The following is a 19,644-nucleotide window of genomic DNA, read 5'->3' on the forward strand; positions in this document are numbered from 1 at the left end:
GTTAACGCTAAAAATCCCTTTTGCACTAGATTGCGAAAGGGATTTTTTGTTGCGTTTTAATCCCAGTCTTAAGCGACTACACTGGTGCTTGGTACAATAAATTTTCTGATTTAAATAGAGGTGAAAAAGCATGACACATCGAAAGCTTGAACCACACGAGATAGAAGACGCACTTAATCAGCTAAATACAGAAACCTCACAAGACTGGACAATAGAAAACGACAAACTCAGTAAAACTTTCAAATTTAAAGACTTTCAACACGCTTTTGGTTTTATGACCCTTTGTGCACTCTATGCTGAAAAGCAAGACCATCACCCAGAATGGTTCAATGTTTACAACAAAGTAAAGGTTCAACTGACGACTCATGATGTGTCGGGGATTTCACCTAAAGACTTTGACCTTGCCAAGAAAATGGAAGCCTTTGCAAATTAATGAGTCAGCATAGCGGACAATAGTTGGCTGGAAGTCGGCACTAGACCCACTTTTATATCAAAAGGCTTGAACACTTTATTAAGGATTTCAGCGGTGTAATTGCCTTTGTCGTTTTCGATCTCAGATAAGGTCTTACGAGAAACGCCCGACAGTTTTGTATAGGAATCTTGTCTAATGCCCAATACGCCAACGCGTAATTCCCGCAAAGCCTCACCTTGTGACAGATCATCCAACAATAAGCGCTTGATGATCTGGTGAATGGCGATCAACTGCTCTTCTTTCGTCATGGGTTCTACGTTTTTAGACACGCGTTGACGAGGTACATTGCTTGTTGAGTTGACCGTTTCGACTTCTGCTTCAACAGCAGCATTCGAAATAGCCGCCGTCTTTTTGATTGCTGTCACCGGTTCCGTCGCGATGTTGACTTTGCCTGTCTTAGTCTGTATTTCTTCTAACTTGCCCTGCTGCTGCTGCTTCTTTTTTAACCCATTTTTCTTAGATTTAGCTTTATGCTTCTTCATTGGCAAAGCACTGTCTAACTGGCCTTTCATCTTCATTTGTCGTCTCCGTAGGCTTAACAGCAGCCTTAAAAAAGCGAGGTTGAATACCGCGAATGAAATGAGAGTACAGAATTAATATGACAGATAAGTAACAAAAGACCTTTATTGATACTATTGCACCGTACTGAGTTGGCACTTGCCGAGCCCGTTTAAAAAAGGGGTTTTACTGGTTCCGATTCCGCTTTATTGTATTGGTAGGGAAAGTAAGAAAAATAAAAGGTCTCTCACCATAGGATTAGATAATGTCTCAGAATAACAAGGCGCGTCAGTATGTGTATGTGTCCAATGCCAAAGACGGCACGATTGCTCGATATTTATTAGACGACAATTACCTAGACGACAATCACAGTAAACTGGTGTTTCTTGGGCGCACGCCCGCGGGCGATAATGTGATGCCTTTGGCAGTGAGTCCTGATAAATCGCATGTGTATGCCGCTGTTCGTTCAGAATCCTTTAGAGTGATTTCGTATCGTATTGATTCAACATCGGGGGATTTGTTGGCAGAAGGTGAAGCCAGTTTGCCAGTGAGTATGGCCAATATTGATACCGATAAATCGGGACGCTTTCTGTTTGCTGCCTCTTATGGTGGTAATTTGATTAGTGTTAGTCCGATTAATGAGCAAGGCGTAATCACTGCCGATGCGCAACAAGTGATACCCAGTAGCCGCAATGCGCACGCTATTCATGCTAGCCCAGATAATCGTTTTGTCTTCTCCACCAGCTTGGGGGATGACGAGATCAGGCAGTATCGGTTTGATGAGCAAAATGGACAACTGACACCGAATACCCCCGCGGCTGTGAAAACCGAACATTATGCTGGCCCTCGGCATTTTGTCTTTTCTAATGATGGTCAATACGTCTACGTTTTAGGCGAGTTGTCAGGTACGGTAACCACGTATGCTTTTGATTCTACGAGCGGATTATTGACGCTAAAAGGAGTGAGTGAAGGCGTTCCCGCGAAGATATTAGGGCTTGAAAATGGCGTTCCGCCTTCAGTTAACGCAGATAACGATCACCCTAAAGTGTGGGCGGCTGATATGCAGTTAGCGGCTGATGGTCGTTTTTTGTATCTGTCGGAAAGAACCACAAACACCATTGTCACCTTATCGATTGATCACAGCACAGGGCTTCCAAGCTATCAAGATATAACGCAAGTTGAACAACAGCCGCGAGGTTTCGCGCTCAGCAAAGATGGCCGTTTTATGGTGGTATCAGGTGAGAAAGACACGAATGTCGGCTTATATTCGGTGGATACCCAATCTGGCGAGTTGACGAAAGTTGACTCAGCGCCAGTCGGTATCGGGGCAAACTGGGTAGAGATTGTCGCGTTTTGATGGTTGGTGAAGCGATCAGAAGCCCCTTTGATACGCCTCTGTTTTTTGCAGAGTGTGAAGGGGCTGCTTTTTATCAGAGGGATCAGACAATCCCAGCATCTACGATAAAGTTTTGTCCCGCACAGGCGCGGCTGTCCTGAGAGGCAAGGAATAACGCCATGGCAACAATGTCGTCTGGTTGAATGCGGAATTTAAGGGATTGCACATCGATAAATTCTTGGTCCAATTCAGGGGTTAGCCAGAGTGCTTTTTGGCGTCCTGTGACCACGGCGCCAGGAACAATCGAGTTAACGCGAATGCCGCGTGGCCCCAGCTCCCGTGCCATGGTGCGCGTCATGGTGTGAATCGCGCCTTTTGATGTGGTGTAGCCCACCATGCCAGCACGACCACGCATCCAGCTGATCGACCCCATATTGATTATGCTCGAACCTTCCTTCATCCATTTAGCGGCGGCTTGCATGCCAAAGAAATGCGGGCGCATATTGATGTTTAGGCAGTTGTCCCAGTATTCCGGTGTGACGTCTTCAATCTTGTGGCGATCGTCTTTACCGGCGTTATTTATCAATACGTCTAAGCGGCCCAGTTCTTGTGCGGCGTCGTCTACAGCGGATTGCAAGGCGGCAATATCGCGTACGTCGACTTTTCTAAACCAAGGTGTGACGTTGAATTCGTCGCTCAGTTTTTGATTTAATACGGCAGAGCTCGCCTCATCGATATCGATATAAGCGACGCGTGCGCCTTGTTTTATAAAGTGATGAACAAGGTATTCGCCAATCCCTGAGCCACCACCAGTGATAAAAATAACCTTGTCTTTTAAAGAAGGGTATTGGTTGGTTAATGTCGGCATGTATTTTCTCCGATCGACAAAAAGATGGGTGTGCTCGTGCGCATGAACACACCCTACAAGTTTTGATTTATCTGTTATTTATCTAAGCCAGCAAGACAGACGTATTTGGTGTTGATGTAGTCTTCAATGCCGTATTTAGAACCTTCACGGCCAAGACCGGATTCTTTATAACCACCAAATGGCGCCACTTCCGTGGCGATGACGCCAGCATTCACGCCAACTAAACCTGTCTCTAAGGCTTCTGCCACGCGGAAAATACGACCAATGTCACGAGAGTAGAAATAAGACGCTAGACCGTATTCGGTGTCGTTTGCCATGGCGATCACATCGTCTTCTGTTTCAAACTTGAAGATTGGTGCTAAAGGACCAAAGGTTTCTTCTTTGGCAAACAACATGTCTTGTGTGGCATTGGCGATAACCGTTGGGTGATAGAAGTTGTCGCCCAATTCATGACGTTTTCCGCCAGTAACGACTTTGCCGCCTTTGCTAATCGCATCTTGTACATGCTCGTCCACTTTATCGACCGCTGCACGGTTAATCAGTGGGCCTTGTTCCACGCCATTTTCAGTACCGTGGCCGATTTTCATCGCCGACACTTGCGCGGCAAACTTTTCAACAAAGGTATCGTATACGCCAGCCTGAACATAGATACGGTTGGCACAAACGCAGGTTTGTCCAGCATTTCGGTATTTTGACATCATGGCGCCAGCAACGGCGTCATCGATATTGGCATCATCAAAGACAACGAATGGCGCATTACCGCCGAGTTCAAGAGAGACTTTTTTCATCGTATCGGCGCAGTCTTTCATCAGCAATTTGCCAATCGGTGTGGAACCTGTGAAGGTGAGTTTACGTACAACAGAAGAGTCTGTTAGGGTTTTGGCAATTGGACTCGCTTTACCTACGACGATATTAATTACGCCAGCTGGAATGCCTGCTTCAATGGCAAGAACGCCCATGGCTAATGCACTTAATGGTGTTTCGGAAGCGGGCTTGATGATCATAGTACAACCAGCTGCAAGAGCTGGACCCGCTTTACGAGTGATCATGGCGGCAGGGAAATTCCAAGGCGTAATAGCCGCACAGACGCCAACCGGTTCTTTCATTACTAGGATGCGACGATCTGGCGCGTACGTTGGAATCATGTCGCCATAGATGCGTTTGCCTTCTTCAGCGAACCACTCAATGAAAGACGCCGCGTAGCCGATCTCGCCACGAGATTCGGCCAATGGTTTACCTTGCTCAGCGGTCATCAGTTTCGCTAAGTCTTCTTGGTTGGCCATTAATAGGTCATGCCAGCGGCGTAATAATGTCGCGCGTTCTTTGGCTGTTTTCTTCTTCCAAATTTTTTGGGCTGCTTCGGCCGCTATGATGGCTTGTTGCGTTTCTGCTGGCCCAACACTCGCAATGGTTGCGACTAATTCACCTGTGGCTGGATTGAATACATCGAGCGTGTTGCCTTCTGCAGATTCGACCCACTCTCCATTGATTAAGCATTTGGTTTGCAGGAGTGCTTTGTTATTTAGTTCAAGCATTGCGGTACCTCTAATGAGTTGGTGTGTTTTATTTTTAGTGACTATTTTCATTCACTATTTTTAATGGGTAAGGGGATAGTTCTTGACTTCTCTTATGTCTTATATAAGAGTTATATCACAAGTTTTAAGAAGTCGTAAACAAGCATTCTTGGTTAAGCGATCGAATGATAAAAATAAACAAGGTAAAAACAGGACGGCATCATGGTAAAACGTATCGAAGACCTACGCAGTCAGCGTTGGTTTGCTCCTGACAATATGCGAGCGTTTGCGCATCGACAACGCACGCAGCAGACGGGATATAAGCGCAGCGATTTTATGAATCGCCCTGTCATTGGCATTATTAATACGTGGAGTGACATCAGTACTTGTCATACTCATCTTAGAGAACGTGCTCAGTTTGTCAAAGAGGGTATTATTCGTGCTGGCGGCTATCCATTAGAAATGCCCGCTATGTCGCTGGGTGAAGTGATGGTGAAACCCACCACCATGATGTATCGAAACTTTCTAGCGATGGAAACCGAAGAACTACTGCGTAGCCATCCCATTGATGGCGCGATTTTGATGGGCGGTTGTGATAAAACCACGCCGGGTCTATTAATGGGTGCCATCAGTATGAATATTCCCGCTATTTATATTCCGGCTGGTGCGAGCCTAAATGGTAACTTTAAAGGTCAAAAAATTGGTACGGGCACTCATACTCGAAAGTTTTGGGATGAAAAGCGTGCTGGTAATTTGAGTGATGAAGATTGGCTTGAATTGGAAGCCAAAATGACGCGTTCGGTGGGCACCTGCAACACCATGGGCACGGCGTCTTCACTAACTTCTATGGCGGAAGTGTTGGGCTTTTGTTTACCCGGCTCTGCGACCATTCCGGCGGCGGACTCGGCGCATCAACGTTTGTGTTCTCTCGCTGGAGAACGTATTACCAAAATGGTGTTTGAAGATCTGACCCCCAAATCCCTCGCCACCAAAGAAGCCTTTGAAAACGCCATTGTGACCTATGTTGCGCTGGGTGGCTCTACCAACGGCATTATCCATTTGATCGCCATGGCGGGACGTGCAGGTATTGATTTACCTATGTCTTTGTTTGATGAGTGGGCGCGTAAAGTGCCGGTTATTGCCAATCTCATGCCTGCGGGCGAATACCTGATGGAGGACTTGTTTTACGCGGGCGGTTTACCAGCGTTATTAACGCGTCTAAAAGATTTTCTGCATCTTGATCAAGGCAATGTGAATGGTCGTACCTTGGGTGAGAACTTGGAAGGCGTGGAAATTTACAACGAGGATGTGATTCGTTCCTTAGACAATCCGGTAAATGACCGCGGTACGATTGGTGTGATTACTGGAAATCTCTGTCCAGATGGCGCGGTGTGTAAACCGTCTGCGGCGTCTCCGCATTTATTAAATCATCGTGGTAAGGCTTTGGTATTTGAAAACCACGCACAAATGAATGCGCAGATCGACGACCCTGATTTGGATGTCGATGAAAACACTATTTTGGTACTGAAAAATGCCGGCCCTATTGGTGGGCCGGGCATGCCTGAGTGGGGCGGTTTGCCGATTCCGAAAAAGCTGCTGCAGAAAGGCGTACGCGATATGGTGCGTATTTCGGATGCGCGCATGAGTGGCACACATTACGGCACCTGCATTTTACACGTGGCGCCTGAATCTTACGTTGGCGGACCCTTGGCCTTTGTGCAAACCGGCGACTGGATCGCCTTGGATGTAGAAAAACGCACGCTGAACTTAGAGATAAGTGACGAAGAAATGGCGGCTCGAAAAGCGGCTTGGACACCACCACCGCCAAAATTTTCCCGTGGCTATGGCGCTATGTTTTCAACCCATGTCACCCAAGCAAATGAAGGGTGCGACTTTGACTTTTTACAAGGTGACGCTGTCATCGATGAACCGGAGATATTCTAAATGAGCAAGACGATTAACCCATTTAAACAGCGTTTACTGGATGGTCAGAAGTTGATTGGAGGCTGGACTTTGTCTGGTAGCCCAACGGTGGCAGAAGCGATGGCGTTTTTGAACTATGACTATTTGGTGGTGGACTTAGAACACAGTCCCGCCAGCATTCACGATACTACGCCGATTTTGCGTGCCATTGAGCAAACGCCAACGGCTGCGGTAGTTCGTATGCCAAGCCATGATCCGATAGCGATTAAACAAGTATTGGATCAAGGCGGTATGACCTTGTATTTCCCATTTGTGGAATCGGTGGAAGACGCGAAAGCCATTGTCCAAGCCAGTCTGTATCCGCCATTGGGCAAACGTGGTTTTGCCAAAATGCATCGTGCGGCGCGTTATACCACGCGTGACGATTATCCGACGGCAGCCAACGAGCAAGTGTGTTTGATTCCTCAGCTAGAGACGGTTGAAGCGTTAGCGCTTGCGGTCGAAATCGGCCAGCTTGATGGTGTCAGTGCGGTGTTCATCGGCCCAGGAGATTTATCGATGACCATGGGCTTGCCGGGTCAGGTGAATCACCCTGATGTACGCGCAAAAATTGTTGCCTGTGTGACAGCCTGTAACCAAGCGGGGATTCCTGTGGGAACCGTGATGCCAACGCCTGATGATGCAAAATGGGCACTAGAAGTCGGCTTTAGTTTTGTGTCGATTGCCAATGATTTGGCCAATATGCTGGGACAGTGTAAAGCGCATTTGGCGCAAATGAAAAACTCATAAAGGTGTCTCTATGCTTTTATTAACAAGAATAATAACGTTTCTGGGGCAGATAAACTCTGCCTTTGTGTTCGTTTTCAAATATCTGGCGATTACCGCAGTGGCTGTGATGACGACGACCATTTTAGTGCAGGTATTTTGCCGTTATGTATTAAACGACTCATTACCTTGGTCCGAAGAGCTGGCGCGTTATCTGATGGTATGGATGACGTTTCTAACACTGCCTGTGGTGTCTCGTACTAAGCAACATGCGGCACTCGATATTATTTTAGGGTCTCTGCCAAGACGCTTGAGCTTGTTGCTGGAGCTGGTGCTGTATCTGTTGGTCGGGATTGTGCTGTATTACGCCTTTAATAGAAGCTTAGATTTCGCTCTAAAAGGCACGCGCATGTTAGCAACGGCGCTGCCTATTACCAAAGCGTGGTCTTACATGGCGATGCCAGTTGGTTTTGGCGTGATGATGTTGGTCTATATCGAGCTTTTCTTGATTGGTATTGCGCGTCTTTTTAATGAATCTAATGACGACAAGTTTGTGTTGTCTGATAGCGAAAGCGAGGCATAGCCCATGGGTATTTCATTTTTCTGGATTTTGCTTTCTGTGATGTTTTTGGGCATGCCTGTGGCGTTCGCTTTACTGTTTGCGCCGGGTTTGAGTCTATTTTTAGAAGGCAAGGAGATGTTTTATCTCTTGCTCACGCAGCGTTTGTACAACGGTATTGATAGCTTCCCTTTGATGGCGATTCCGTTTTTTATGTTGGCGGGCGAGGTAATGAACCGCAGCGGTATTACCTTGTCACTTGTTCAGGTAAGCCAAGCCTTTATTGGCCATTTGCGTGGCGGTTTGGCACAGATCAATATTTTATCTTCCATGTTGTTTGCCGGTCTTAGTGGTTCGGCGGTGGCGGATTGTTCGGCGCTGGGGAAAATGCTGATTCCCGCAATGGAAAAGAACGGTTATTCGCGTCGTTTTGCGGCGGCGGTGACAGCGGCGTCTTCGGTGATTGGGCCGATTATTCCACCCAGTGGCATCATGATTTTGTATGCGTTTGTGATGAACGTGTCGGTTGGTGGCTTGTTTGCTGCCGGTATTGTTCCGGGCATTTTGGTCGGTGTTAGTTTGATGGTGATGACGTGGTTCTTGGCGCGTCGTCGTGGCTATAAAGTGGCCTCTGAAAAAGCCACATGGAAAGAGCGTGGCACGGCAGTTAAACACGCGTTTTGGCCTTTGCTAACGCCGGTTATTTTGCTTGGGGGAATTTTGTCTGGGGTGTTTACGCCAACCGAAGCGGCGGCGGTTGCAGCAGCGTATGCCTTGGTTGTTAGTTTGATGTCGAAAACCATGACAGTAAGCAACTTGCCTAGTTTGTTTTATGCCACAGCGAAATCGTCCGCGGTGATTTTGTTTCTTGTCGGTAGTGCGGTGGCTTTTTCATCGGTGATCAGTTTGTCCGGTGCGCCACAAAAAATAGCCAATATTATGGTGACATTAACGGAGAATCCGTTGTTATTGCTGTTGATTATTAACCTGCTGCTGTTGTTTGTCGGCATGTTCTTAGACGCAGGTCCTGCGATTTTGATTCTTGGCCCTATTCTTGGTCCGATAGTCACGCAATTTGGTATTGATCCACTGCATTTTGCCATCGTGATGTGTGTGAACTTAACCATAGGTTTGACGACGCCGCCCATGGGCTTGGTGCTGTTTGTTGCCTCGAGTGTGAGTGGGGAGCGAGTGGAGACCATTAGCCGAGAAATGCTGCCGTATTTGGCGGTGCATATCTTTGTTATTTTATTGATTACCTATATCCCAGCATTGACGATGACCTTGCCTCGTTTACTGGGTTTTGCTTCCTGATGGACGGCAAAAAAATAGTTTTCGATAGAGTTAAGTGCACAAAAAATGAGGGAGGCTTTTATGCTTATGGATAGTTCAAGCCTGCTTTTATTATTGTTTTTTGCTCTCGGCAGTTACATTCAAGCGACCACAGGTTTCGCCTTTGGGTTGATTGTCGTGAGCAGTGTGTCGGCATTAGGTTTAGCGCCTATTGAAGTCACGGCCTTTGCAGTGAGTGTGTTAAGCCTTATTAATGCTGGTATTGGGCTTTATGGCGGACATTGGCGAAAGATAAATCGACGTGCGTTTTGGGGTTTTATCTTGCCTTGTCTGCCAGCCATTTTTCTTGGCGTATGGTTGCTTGGTTACCTTGGCGAGAACGCGTTAGGCTGGCTAAAATTTAGCTTAGGTTTGTGTATCGTGGTCAGTAGTTTGCTGATGATGCTGCAGGCTCATAGGGTGAGAAAAGAATCCTCAGCTGGCGCCTTTGCAGTCAGTGGTGTAATAGGTGGGGTAATGGGGGGGATGTTTGCAACCTTTGGTCCGCCTATTACCTTCATGATGTACCGCCAGCCAGATGATCAGGCCAGGATACGTGCAACGCTATTAGGGATATTTTGTTGCACAGCCGCCCTGCGCGTGGGATCGGTCAGCATGACGCAAGGCGTTGATGTCGAGACTTGGTTGTTATGTGCGCTTGGTTTTCCTGTGGTTGTTGTAGCGACGTTAGTGGCGAGAAAGTTTCCATTGCCTATTTCGGGCCGAGCGATGCGGTTTGTGGCGTTTAGCTTGTTGCTACTGTCTGGCGTTAGCTTGATGTGGCAGGGATTTTAGATAGAAGCTCTCAGTAAACAGAAAAGGGAGCGCGTTGACCTTGTTGTCAGGCGCTCTTTTTTTGTTCGTTAATTTAGAAAGTCCGTTAATTCAGTTCGACAAGATAATGTAGGTCTTGGCTGTTGGCGCGGCTGATTCGATGTTCGACGGTACGGCCATCTAATGATCGAGCGGTGCGGCTGACTTCTAGCAAGGGCTGTCCTGAAGCAATGTTTAATATCGCCTGATCTTGTTCGTTGGCCAATACGGCTTTTAATCTGTCCGTGGCCTTGTGAACGGTAATGTTAAAGCGTTGTTGATAGTAGTGATAAAGGGAGTGAGGCAGTTTTTCTTCTTTTTCTAAGTCAACAAAATAACCTTGAGGGAGGTAGATAAGTTCCCGTATACAAGCCGTGTTGTTGATGGAACGAACACGATGAATTTCAATGACTTTCTCGTTGCTTGAGTTGCCGAAGAGCGCACGCAGGTGGGTGTCTGGTGTGATTAATCGTATTTCGAGTAATTGAGCATTAGGCAGCTCAGGGATGTCGCCGTTATCACTTTTGAAATGGAAAAAGTGGAACAGCATTTTTTGCAATGTATGCTCTGATACAAAAGTGCCAACGCCTTGGCGACGAAATAACACGTTGTCTTCGGTGAGGGCGTTGAGTGCTTTTCGAACGGTTCCTTGGCTAACACCCAGTAAATCCGCCAGTTGGAACTCACTTGGCAACATTTCACCGGGCTTCCAAATACCTTCAATAATTCTCTCGGTAATCAGCTCTTGAACTTGTTTATACAGAGGTTTGAAGATAGGTGATGGCTGCGGTGCTTTGTCTGTCATGGCTTGACCTGCTTTGAGTTTGTTGCTCTTAGAATAAGTAAATGAGATTTTTTGCACGACTACTGTGCTTGCCAATACTTTGTTAAAAATAGACTCGAAATACTCATTTATAACCCATAAACTCTGCTTTTTCGTCTATTTTTGCCTCGTCTTGGCTTCGCTCGTGACGTCGTGTAAATATCTCTTACTGTAATAAAAAAATCTGTTCTTTTCTTGCACTTTATGTCTTATATAAGATATAAAACAAGTTATAACAAGATAATGACTTATTTACTATCAGCAATCCGTTAATAAGATGGCGACCAGTGAATAAATAGTCTGTTGGCTTGTTTACCGCTTACGTGATGCAAGAATAAAAATACGAGATCCAAAAATAAAAAACGGAGCCTTCGAAATGAAAAGAAACGATTTACTAAAAAAAACCACTGCTGCTTTTGTGCCAACACTCATGGCGGCGAGTTTGTCGCTTGCTGCTATGCCAGCATTGGCTGCCGATTATGAGTTCAATATTGTGCATCTTTCCAATACCAGTGATGAAGATTACGACGGTGCAGTGGTGCTGAAAGACTATGTTGAAGCGCAGTCCAATGGACGTATTCAGGTAAATATTTATTCTGGCGGTCAGTTATGTGGTAACCCAACAGAATGCATTGAAGCTCTGCAAGCCAATTTGATTCAGGTGTTTAATACCACGACGGGTGGTTTGGCCAATGTGTTTCCAGAAATTCAAGCGTTAGACATTCCGTATATTTTTCCCACCGACCGTGTTGCAGAGTGTGCGCTAGATAATGAAATGCTGGTTGGTCCCATCCGTAAAGAGCTGTTAGATCGCACTGGTTCTATGCGTCTGATGACCATTGGTAATACGGGCGGTTGGCGTAATTTCGCGACAACGGATAAATTGATTAAAACCCCTGCTGATGTGAAAGGTTTGAAAATCCGTACCATTAATTCCCCTATCCAAATGGAACTGGTAAAAGCCATGGGTGGCAGCCCAACCGCCGTGCCTTGGCCAGAAGTCTATACCTCATTGGCAACCGGTTTGGTGGAAGGCACGAAAAACGGTATTACCGATATTATGGGGATGAAGTTTAACGAACACATTAAATATATGACGTTGGATGGTCACGGTTATATGGCGTCTATGTGGTGGATGAATAATGATTCACTGAAAGGCATGCCAGACGATCTTCAACACATTATGATGGATGGTTTTGATGCGCTACGTGAAGTGACAACCGTGATGCCTAAACGTCGTCAGATCGACGCGTATAACGAATTTAAAGCCTCTGGTGGCACCGTTTATGCGCCAACCGCCGATGAGAAAGCTCAGTTCCAAGAAGCCGCGAAACCGGTTCGTGACTGGTTCGTAAATGAATATGGCGCGAAATGGGTAGAAGTGACAGAAAGTGCGGTGAAGTCCTGCGAAGCGTCAATCAACAACTCTTATACTGCGCAAAATTAATGTATTGCTAATCCTCCTTCTGAACGGCGATTTTCCGTTGGGCCAGTGCTTGCACTGGCTTTTTTTTGCCTGTTAGATATATGCCAAGCCTTATTGATTCGGCACTTGCGCTTGTAGGTGGGCGATCAGCCTTTCCATCAATGGCGTTAAGTTGTTTTTACGCCAGACAAAATGAATCGCAAGCTCTGGTAAAGCCCCATCAATAGGGCGATAGGTTAAGCCTTCTCGTTGATCAAATTGCGTAGATTCAGGAACCAGGGCAATACCCACACCCGCCGCCACTAGGGTTCGAGTTGTTTGCGTTAATCGAGCGACTTGTACAATGTTGGGTTCGACGCCCGCCACGTGTAGGTGATGCATGATCTGATCGTATAAAGACGGATGGGCTTGCCGAGCAAACGAAATAAACGGCAGCTGGTGTAAATCACTTAAAGGCACACTGTCTTTTTGTGCGAGTGGATGATTTTCAGGCAAAGCGAGAAGGTGTTTTTGTGTCTCATAGTCTTGGTGCTCTAAGTCTGTGACGTCTATTAAGGGATTGAGAAAGATCATTGCTAAGTCGATTTTCTCTGTTCTTAAGGCATCCAACGCATGGGTTGTGGTCATTTCTTCCAGATTGAGTGTCACGCCATGATTGTCTTGTTTAAACTGCGCGATGCCTTTGGAAAAATGCGGTGTACCCGCCGCCCAAACAAAACCGAGTGACATAGTGCCTGCGGTGCCATTGGCAACACTGCGAACTTGCTCTTGGATCTTTTCCCAGTTCTGTAAAAGCGCCCTTGCTTGAGGCAAAAGCGCTTCTCCTGCAGGCGTCAAAGACACCTTTTGGCTGCTGCGCTCAAAAAGTACGGCCCCCAGTTCATCTTCAATGGCTTTGATTTGTTGCGACAGTGGCGGCTGGGCAATATGTAATCGAGCTGCCGCACGCCCAAAATGCAGCTCTTCCGCCACGGTAATAAAATAATTCAATTTTCGAAAGCGCATGATATCTTTTTCATATTAAGTATGTGATTAACATATATTAGACATAACGATGCGCTTTTCCTATCTTAGTCCTACAAAATAATTCTAAATGAGTTTAGGTGAGACATCATGAGCAGAGAAAAAATCGACGGACAACTATTTAGCTACACAGGCCCCGCGTTTCATTACATCAATGAAGAAGAGCGTCACTTCTTCGCTAAAGAGCCAGCGCAGTTTCGTGTCAACTTAATTGGTTGCGGCATGATAGGTATGGAGCACATGCGCGTGGCTACTCGTGTGGGTCGCTCTGCTATTCATGGTGTGTTCGATCTCAACGAGCGCAGCGTTAAAGTCGCGAAAGAAGAATTTGCTAAAATTACCGATGAAGATTTTAAAGTCTACGACACTTTAGAAGCAGCCTGTAATGATCCAGAAGTGGACGGTATTTTAATTTGCACACCTAACTTCACTCATCTCGATGTACTAAAAGTGGCGATCAAATCGGGCAAGCATATCTTCATGGAAAAGCCGATGGCGACCAAGCTGGAAGATGCCTACGAAATTACCAAAATGGCGAAAGAGTACGGCGCTGTTTTGCAGATCGGTTTGCAATATCGCTATAAATCCATCTATTCCGAAGCGATTCATGAAGTACTAGAGCGCAAAGCGGTCGGTGAGGTGAAAATGATTAATATCATGGAGCACCGCATTCCGTTCCTTGATAAGGTCAATCAGTGGAATAAATTCTCTAAATTCTCTGGCGGTACGCTGGTGGAAAAATGTTGTCACTACTTTGATTTGATGAACTTGTTTGCGCAGTCTCGTCCTGTGCGTGTTTATGCCAACGGCTCTCAATCTACCAACTTCCGTGATTTCGAATTCAAAGGTGAAAAATCCGATATTCTGGATAGCGCTTTTGTGACGGTTGAATATGAAAACGGCGTTCGCGCGGGTTTCAACCTTTGCATGTTTGCGCCTATGTTCCATGAAGAACTCTTGGTGTGCGGTGACGAAGGCCGCGTGAAAGCCGCTGAAATCGAAGACTTTAGTGAAAATGCGCGTCTGCGTACCGAGATGGAGGTCTTCTGCGGTCAGAATCGTCCATCTAAAACCTCGCAACCAAGCTACCCAAAATTGATTGAGGCCTCTGGTCACAACGGTGCAACCTGGTTCGAACACATTGCCTTTGCGGATCAAATGGCGGGTAAGCAAACTAACAGCGCAACAGTCGAAGAAGGTTTCTGGTCTGTTGTAGTAGGTTGTGCTGCTGAGGAATCGGTAAAAACCGGAAAAATTATCGAAGTCGCTGAACTGCTTAAATCCAAAGGGATTGACCTATAAAACGGGATAAGCCCGACACAAAAAGCCCAAACCTATTTCAAGGTTTGGGCTTTTTTTTACCTAAAATATAAGCTGGCGAAAGCGGTTTACGTTGATTTTTTAGTGTATAGATTGTCTTTTAAGGTTAAAAAGAATGGCGTTATTTTTTTGTTGAAAGGTGTGATGTATGATGTATGATGTATTTAGCCTCTGTGCAGGGGGTTAAAAATGTGTCCTACATATAAAAACAACGATAGGAATACGGTTATGAAAAAATTGTTTCAGAGTTCGACAATTCTAATGGCTGCGGCATGTGCTTTGGCTCCAGCGGCGGCTTATGCAGCGGAGAACCCTATTCGAGGTAATATCCGTGTGGTTATTGGCTCGACATCGACGGGGGGTGATACTTATCAGGTGTCATCGATTATTGCCGAAGCCTTAGCCAAAAAAATCGATACCAACATTAAAGTGGATGCGGTCGGTTTTTCAGCGGGTTATCAAGCGCTTGGACGAGTGCCAAGTGGTAATACCTTGATGATTTTTCATGACCAAGCTTACCTTGGTTATTTATATGGGCAAAAAGGTTATGAAGATCCTTTCAAAAAGTGGAATATTGGGCCGTCTTTTGCCATCAACCCAGGTAATGGCTACCTAGTTTCAAAAGAATCGCCTTACAAAAACATGGATGAAATTCTTAATGCCGCTGGCAATGGCAAAACCGTGCGAGTGGCGATTCAGCCAGGTGGTGTGTCTGAGATCGGTTATACGGCGATGAAAAACGCGGTGCGTTTAGCGTATCCAGGTCAAGAAGACAACTTGGTCGCCCTTAATACTGGCTCTCAATCTGATAAAAACCAAGCTTTGTTCGATGGTTTAGCCGATGTGATTAACGGTAGTGTACAAGCGAACGAACAATACACACGTTTACCCGCTGACGATCAAAAAGCCATGGATTTTGTATGGTTAACGGCAAAAGCGTCTACTATTGGCCAAGCAAATCCTAAAGGTATGGGTGAAACCTCACGTGATCAGTTGATGCAATATGCGTCTGGTCTTGGGGTGAATATTCCGATGGATGCCGACAGTGACTTTACCTTCGATAAAGAGTTTTACTTTTTATACAACAAGCGTATGTCGCCTGAAGTTGTTAAATTCTTAGACAACGCATTGGCAGAAGTGTTTGCCGATGGTGAAGTACAAGAAACCCTCAAAAGATCGTTTTTCATTCCAAACTTCCGCAAGTCTGCCGAAGCGCAACAGCACTTTCAAGCGAAGAGTGACAGCTACGCGAAGATTATCAATAGCTTGCAAAAGTAGTCTTCTTAGGTTTGCGTCGTAGGTATTTACTGCCTACGACGCTATGGTATCTCGCTTGTGAGGGTTAATATGTTTGACTGGTTTATATCGTTGAATTCGGTGTCGATCGATTTTGATCTGTCTCACCAATTCTTTCCTCGTATCATTATTACGCTGCTGGTGGTGTTGGGTGGCGTTATTGTCCTAGCTAATTTTCGCTCTGTTATGCAAGCGATTCGTTCTGGGCGCTATCAGTTTTTTGTTCGCAATGCGGATTTCTTTCGCTTGCTAGTGACGCTGGTGCTGATTCCTGCTTATTTCTGGTCGATGGATGCGATAGGCGGTGTATTGCCAAATATGGGCTTGGGCTTTTTGTTGGCATCGATTCCGTTTGTGTTTCTCATGTCGATACTTTATTGCCATGAAAGGACACGTCGTAACGTGACTATCATTGTGATCAATGCTGTGGTTGCGCCTACTTTTGTATGGGGCGTACTTTATCATCTTTTTCTTGTCTCGATGCCCTAGCTATCAGGAGTAAATGTTATGGAGTTTTTAGAATTACTCTCACCGGCCTTTTTCTTGTTAGCCGCCGCTGGGGCGATTATTGGTATTATTTTTGGTGCTATCCCAGGTATGACAGCAACCATGGCTGTCGCGGTGTGTTTACCGCTGACTTATACGCTGGGCTTGCAAGAAGGCTTGGCTTTGTTGTTGGGTTTGTATGTTGGCGGTATTTCTGGTGGCTTGGTGCCCGCAATATTGCTGAATATTCCTGGAACGCCTTCTTCTATCACCACTACCTTTGATGGTTACCCCATGGCGCAGCGTGGGGAGGCTGAGCGCGCCTTAAAAATTTGTATCGTCGCGTCTTTGGTTGGCGGTATTTTTAGTGCCTTGGTGTTGTTTTTCTTTGCGCCTGTGTTGGCGGATTTTGCCATTAAGTTTTCCTATGTTGAAAAATTCTTAATGATTTTCTTTGCTTTGACGGTCATTGCTTCTTTGTCGAAGAATATTGTCATGGGGGTGTTTAGCGGTTTATTAGGGGTTTTACTCAGTTTAATTGGCACTTACGATGTCTCCGACGGCGGTAATGGCGAATATCGATTGATGCTGCCTTTTATGGAGCCTTATCTCGCGTTTGGTTTTTCCTTGTTGCCGGTACTGATCGGTTTGTTTGGAATATCGACCATCATCGAAGAGGCAGAAAAGGGCGCAAAAGAATCGTCTCATGAAGACAAAGTCAATTTGTCAAAAGGTAAGCCATTTCGCGTTACTGTTTTCAAAGGCCAAATTGGCAATCTATTACGTTCCTCATCGATTGGTACTTTTATTGGGATGTTGCCGGGGATCGGTGGTAGTGCTGCGTCGATTTTGGCGTATACCCAGCAAAAAAACCTCTCAAAACAACCGCAAAAAATGGGTACAGGCGAACCGGAAGGTGTGATAGCGTCCGAGTCTGCCAATAATGGTTTGACGGGTGGCGCGCTGATTCCATTGTTGTCATTGGGAATTCCTGGAGACAGCACCACGGCAGTATTGATTGGCGCTTTTACCTTGCAAGGTTTGCAAGTCGGGCCCTTGTTTATCGGTGAAAATATCGATACATGGTACTCCATGATAACGGCGTTGATGTTCGCCAATATTGTGATGTTTGTAGTGATGTTCTACGCCATTCGGTACATCGCCAGAGTCGTGTTGATCCCTAAATTTATCCTTTATCCCATCATCGTAATGATGTGTACCGTGGGTGCGTACGCTATTAACTACGGCATTATGTTCGATGTATGGACTTTGTTTATTTTTGGTGTCGCGGGCTGGATTTTTACAAAAATTGGCATTGAGGTCGCGCCTTTAGTGATTGGTTTTATTTTGGGCGGCAGTGCAGAAGTCTACTTTGTGAAGAGCTTAGAGTCTTACGGCGAGTATTCTGTACTGTTTACCAAGAGCCCGATTGCCATGGTCCTTTGGGGATTGATCGTCTTGTCTATTGTGGTGTCCTTCATGATACACAAGAAAAGTAAGCAACATTCGGAGTCTGCAGAATGAGTTCATCGTATGTGTTAATCAAAATTCATGATAACGACAACGTCGCTATTATTTTGAATCAAGGTGGTGCGCCAGCGGGTGCCGAGCTGGATAACGGTCTGGTGTTAAACGAGGCGGTGCCGCAAGGTCATAAGGTGTCTTTGCAGCCGATAAAAGCAGGCGAAAAGATCATTCGTTATAACGAAGTGATTGGTTATGCGAATAAAGATCTTGAGGCTGGTTGTTGGGTGTCGGAGCAGGTGGTGCGTATGCCGACGCCGCCGAATCTTGATGAGCTGCCATTGGCGACCCGTGAGAAACCTAAATTTGAGCCATTAGAAGGGTATAGCTTTGACGGTTATAAAAATGCCGATGGCTCGGCGGGCACGAAAAACCTTTTGGGAATCAGTACCAGTGTGCAGTGTGTCGCGGGTGTTACCGATTATGTAGTTAAGCTGATCAAGCAAACCTTGTTGCCCAAATACCCGAATGTTGATGGCGTGGTGGCGCTCAATCATTCTTATGGGTGCGGTGTGGCGATTAATGCGCCGGGTGCGATTGTGCCGATTCGGACGCTACAGAACATGGCAAAGAACCCCAATTTTGGTGGCGAAATCATGGTGATCGGCTTGGGTTGTGAAAAATTACAGCCCCATCGTTTATTGGAGATTGATGATTCGCAAGCGGTCAATATTCTGCCTAATTCTGCGGCGGCGAAACGACTTGAAGACAGCGTGGTGAGTTTACAAGACGAATCTCATCACGGCTTTCAAGATATGGTCGATCACATTATGGACATGGCCGAAGATCACCTTAAGCGCCTTAATGTGCGCCGTCGTGAGCCTTGCCCGATTTCAGAGCTGGTTGTCGGTATGCAGTGTGGTGGCAGTGATGCTTTCTCTGGTATTACCGCGAATCCCGCGGTGGGTTATGCCTCGGATTTAATCGTGCGGGCGGGTGGTTCGGTGATGTTTTCAGAAGTCACTGAAGTGCGCGACGCCATTCATTTATTAACTCCCCGCGCGGAAACCGTCGAAGTAGGCAAGGCCTTGCTGCGTGAAATGCAGTGGTACGACGATTACCTGAACCAAGGTCAGGCTGATCGCAGCGCGAACACTACGCCGGGTAATAAAAAAGGCGGTTTGAATAACATTGTAGAGAAGTCATTGGGGTCGATTACGAAGTCCGGTAACAGCCCAATTGTTGATGTATTAAGCCCGGGGGAACGTATTCGTAAGCGTGGTTTGAATTTCGCTGCGACGCCAGCCAGCGACTTTATTTGCGGTACTTTGCAGTTTGCTTCTGGGATGAATGTGCAAGTGTTTACCACAGGTCGAGGCACGCCTTATGGCCTAGAAGTCGCGCCGGTGATTAAAGTGTCGACCAACAGTTCATTAGGCAATCGTTGGCATGACTTGATCGACATGGATGCTGGGCGCATGGCAACCAAGGAAATCACTTTAGAAGAAGCGGGTTGGGAATTGTTTCAGCTTATTTTGGATGTGGCCAGTGGTCGCAAGCAAGTGGCGGCTGATCGTCTTGGCTTGCACAATGATCTTGTGTTGTTTAATCCAGCGCCTGTGACCTGAGTCGAGAAGAGGATAAGAGTGAAATTTGACTTGTAATTAGTATGTTTAGTTGTATGATGTATTACAAATAGAGTGAATAATCTTCCACTAGGGGAAGG

General features: G+C 46.2%; 18 protein-coding genes. 13 read left to right on the forward strand and 5 right to left on the reverse strand.

Translation table 11 applies throughout. The features are described from left to right. Positions 1-130 precede the first annotated feature (130 nt). On the forward strand, positions 131-433 hold the full coding sequence (locus J8N69_RS09625; protein WP_168824099.1) for a 4a-hydroxytetrahydrobiopterin dehydratase: 303 nt from the start codon (positions 131-133) through the stop codon (positions 431-433). On the opposite strand, the gene J8N69_RS09630 is transcribed toward J8N69_RS09625, so the two are convergent. Then, on the reverse strand, positions 430-990 hold the full coding sequence (locus tag J8N69_RS09630; RefSeq protein ID WP_168824101.1) for a helix-turn-helix transcriptional regulator: 561 nt from the start codon (positions 988-990) through the stop codon (positions 430-432). The genes J8N69_RS09625 and J8N69_RS09630 overlap by 4 nt on opposite strands. 245 nt (positions 991-1,235) lie before the next feature. On the opposite strand from J8N69_RS09630, the gene J8N69_RS09635 reads away from it, so the two are divergent. Next, complete coding sequence (locus J8N69_RS09635) at positions 1,236-2,327, forward strand: lactonase family protein (RefSeq protein ID WP_168824103.1); 1,092 nt, start codon at positions 1,236-1,238, stop codon at positions 2,325-2,327. Positions 2,328-2,409: 82 nt separating this feature from the next. Here J8N69_RS09635 and J8N69_RS09640 read toward each other — a convergent pair whose 3' ends face one another. Next, on the reverse strand, positions 2,410-3,174 hold the full coding sequence (locus J8N69_RS09640) for an SDR family NAD(P)-dependent oxidoreductase (protein ID WP_168824105.1): 765 nt from the start codon (positions 3,172-3,174) through the stop codon (positions 2,410-2,412). Between the two features lie 74 nt (positions 3,175-3,248). Continuing rightward, positions 3,249-4,709: an NAD-dependent succinate-semialdehyde dehydrogenase gene (locus J8N69_RS09645; RefSeq protein ID WP_168824107.1), complete on the reverse strand. Its 1,461-nt coding sequence runs from the start codon at positions 4,707-4,709 to the stop codon at positions 3,249-3,251. A gap of 201 nt (positions 4,710-4,910) precedes the next feature. Here J8N69_RS09645 and araD point away from each other — a divergent pair, with 201 nt between their 5' ends. From araD to J8N69_RS09670, 5 genes are read left to right on the forward strand one after another with little or no spacing between them, the layout of a single operon-like run. Next, on the forward strand, positions 4,911-6,632 hold the full coding sequence (gene araD / locus J8N69_RS09650) for an L-arabinonate dehydratase (RefSeq protein ID WP_168824109.1): 1,722 nt from the start codon (positions 4,911-4,913) through the stop codon (positions 6,630-6,632). Then, positions 6,633-7,400 carry an HpcH/HpaI aldolase family protein gene (locus tag J8N69_RS09655; RefSeq protein WP_168824111.1) on the forward strand — a complete coding sequence of 256 codons (768 nt, stop codon included), beginning with the start codon at positions 6,633-6,635 and terminating at the stop codon, positions 7,398-7,400. A 10-nt stretch (positions 7,401-7,410) separates the two neighbouring features. Then, entirely contained in the window at positions 7,411-7,959 is a 549-nt protein-coding gene (locus J8N69_RS09660; RefSeq protein ID WP_168824113.1) for a TRAP transporter small permease, read from the forward strand. A gap of 3 nt (positions 7,960-7,962) precedes the next feature. Further along, positions 7,963-9,249: a TRAP transporter large permease gene (locus tag J8N69_RS09665; protein WP_168824115.1), complete on the forward strand. Its 1,287-nt coding sequence runs from the start codon at positions 7,963-7,965 to the stop codon at positions 9,247-9,249. A gap of 60 nt (positions 9,250-9,309) precedes the next feature. After that, positions 9,310-10,062: a TSUP family transporter gene (locus J8N69_RS09670; RefSeq protein WP_168824118.1), complete on the forward strand. Its 753-nt coding sequence runs from the start codon at positions 9,310-9,312 to the stop codon at positions 10,060-10,062. An 85-nt stretch (positions 10,063-10,147) separates the two neighbouring features. On the opposite strand, the gene J8N69_RS09675 is transcribed toward J8N69_RS09670, so the two are convergent. Beyond that, positions 10,148-10,885, reverse strand: a complete 738-nt coding sequence (locus J8N69_RS09675) for a GntR family transcriptional regulator (RefSeq protein ID WP_168824120.1) — start codon at positions 10,883-10,885, stop codon at positions 10,148-10,150. Positions 10,886-11,279: 394 nt separating this feature from the next. Between J8N69_RS09675 and J8N69_RS09680 the strand changes: the two genes are divergently transcribed. Next, entirely contained in the window at positions 11,280-12,350 is a 1,071-nt protein-coding gene (locus tag J8N69_RS09680; protein ID WP_168824122.1) for a TRAP transporter substrate-binding protein, read from the forward strand. 90 nt (positions 12,351-12,440) lie between these two features. On the opposite strand, the gene J8N69_RS09685 is transcribed toward J8N69_RS09680, so the two are convergent. Further along, complete coding sequence (locus J8N69_RS09685) at positions 12,441-13,334, reverse strand: LysR family transcriptional regulator (protein WP_168824124.1); 894 nt, start codon at positions 13,332-13,334, stop codon at positions 12,441-12,443. Positions 13,335-13,442: 108 nt separating this feature from the next. On the opposite strand from J8N69_RS09685, the gene J8N69_RS09690 reads away from it, so the two are divergent. From J8N69_RS09690 to garD, 5 genes are all read left to right on the forward strand, one after another. Beyond that, positions 13,443-14,654, forward strand: a complete 1,212-nt coding sequence (locus tag J8N69_RS09690) for a Gfo/Idh/MocA family protein (RefSeq protein WP_168824125.1) — start codon at positions 13,443-13,445, stop codon at positions 14,652-14,654. A 246-nt stretch (positions 14,655-14,900) separates the two neighbouring features. Further along, positions 14,901-15,950 carry a type 2 periplasmic-binding domain-containing protein gene (locus J8N69_RS09695; RefSeq protein WP_168824127.1) on the forward strand — a complete coding sequence of 350 codons (1,050 nt, stop codon included), beginning with the start codon at positions 14,901-14,903 and terminating at the stop codon, positions 15,948-15,950. Positions 15,951-16,019: 69 nt separating this feature from the next. Continuing rightward, complete coding sequence (locus J8N69_RS09700) at positions 16,020-16,457, forward strand: tripartite tricarboxylate transporter TctB family protein (RefSeq protein WP_168824128.1); 438 nt, start codon at positions 16,020-16,022, stop codon at positions 16,455-16,457. A gap of 18 nt (positions 16,458-16,475) precedes the next feature. Then, complete coding sequence (locus tag J8N69_RS09705) at positions 16,476-17,978, forward strand: tripartite tricarboxylate transporter permease (protein ID WP_168824130.1); 1,503 nt, start codon at positions 16,476-16,478, stop codon at positions 17,976-17,978. After that, positions 17,975-19,546: a galactarate dehydratase gene (garD, locus tag J8N69_RS09710; RefSeq protein ID WP_168824132.1), complete on the forward strand. Its 1,572-nt coding sequence runs from the start codon at positions 17,975-17,977 to the stop codon at positions 19,544-19,546. The genes J8N69_RS09705 and garD overlap by 4 nt, the downstream gene beginning before the upstream one ends. The last annotated feature ends 98 nt before the right edge of the window (positions 19,547-19,644 follow it).

The organism is Marinomonas profundi (assembly GCF_020694005.1).
GTDB classification, from domain to species: domain Bacteria; phylum Pseudomonadota; class Gammaproteobacteria; order Pseudomonadales; family Marinomonadaceae; genus Marinomonas; species Marinomonas profundi.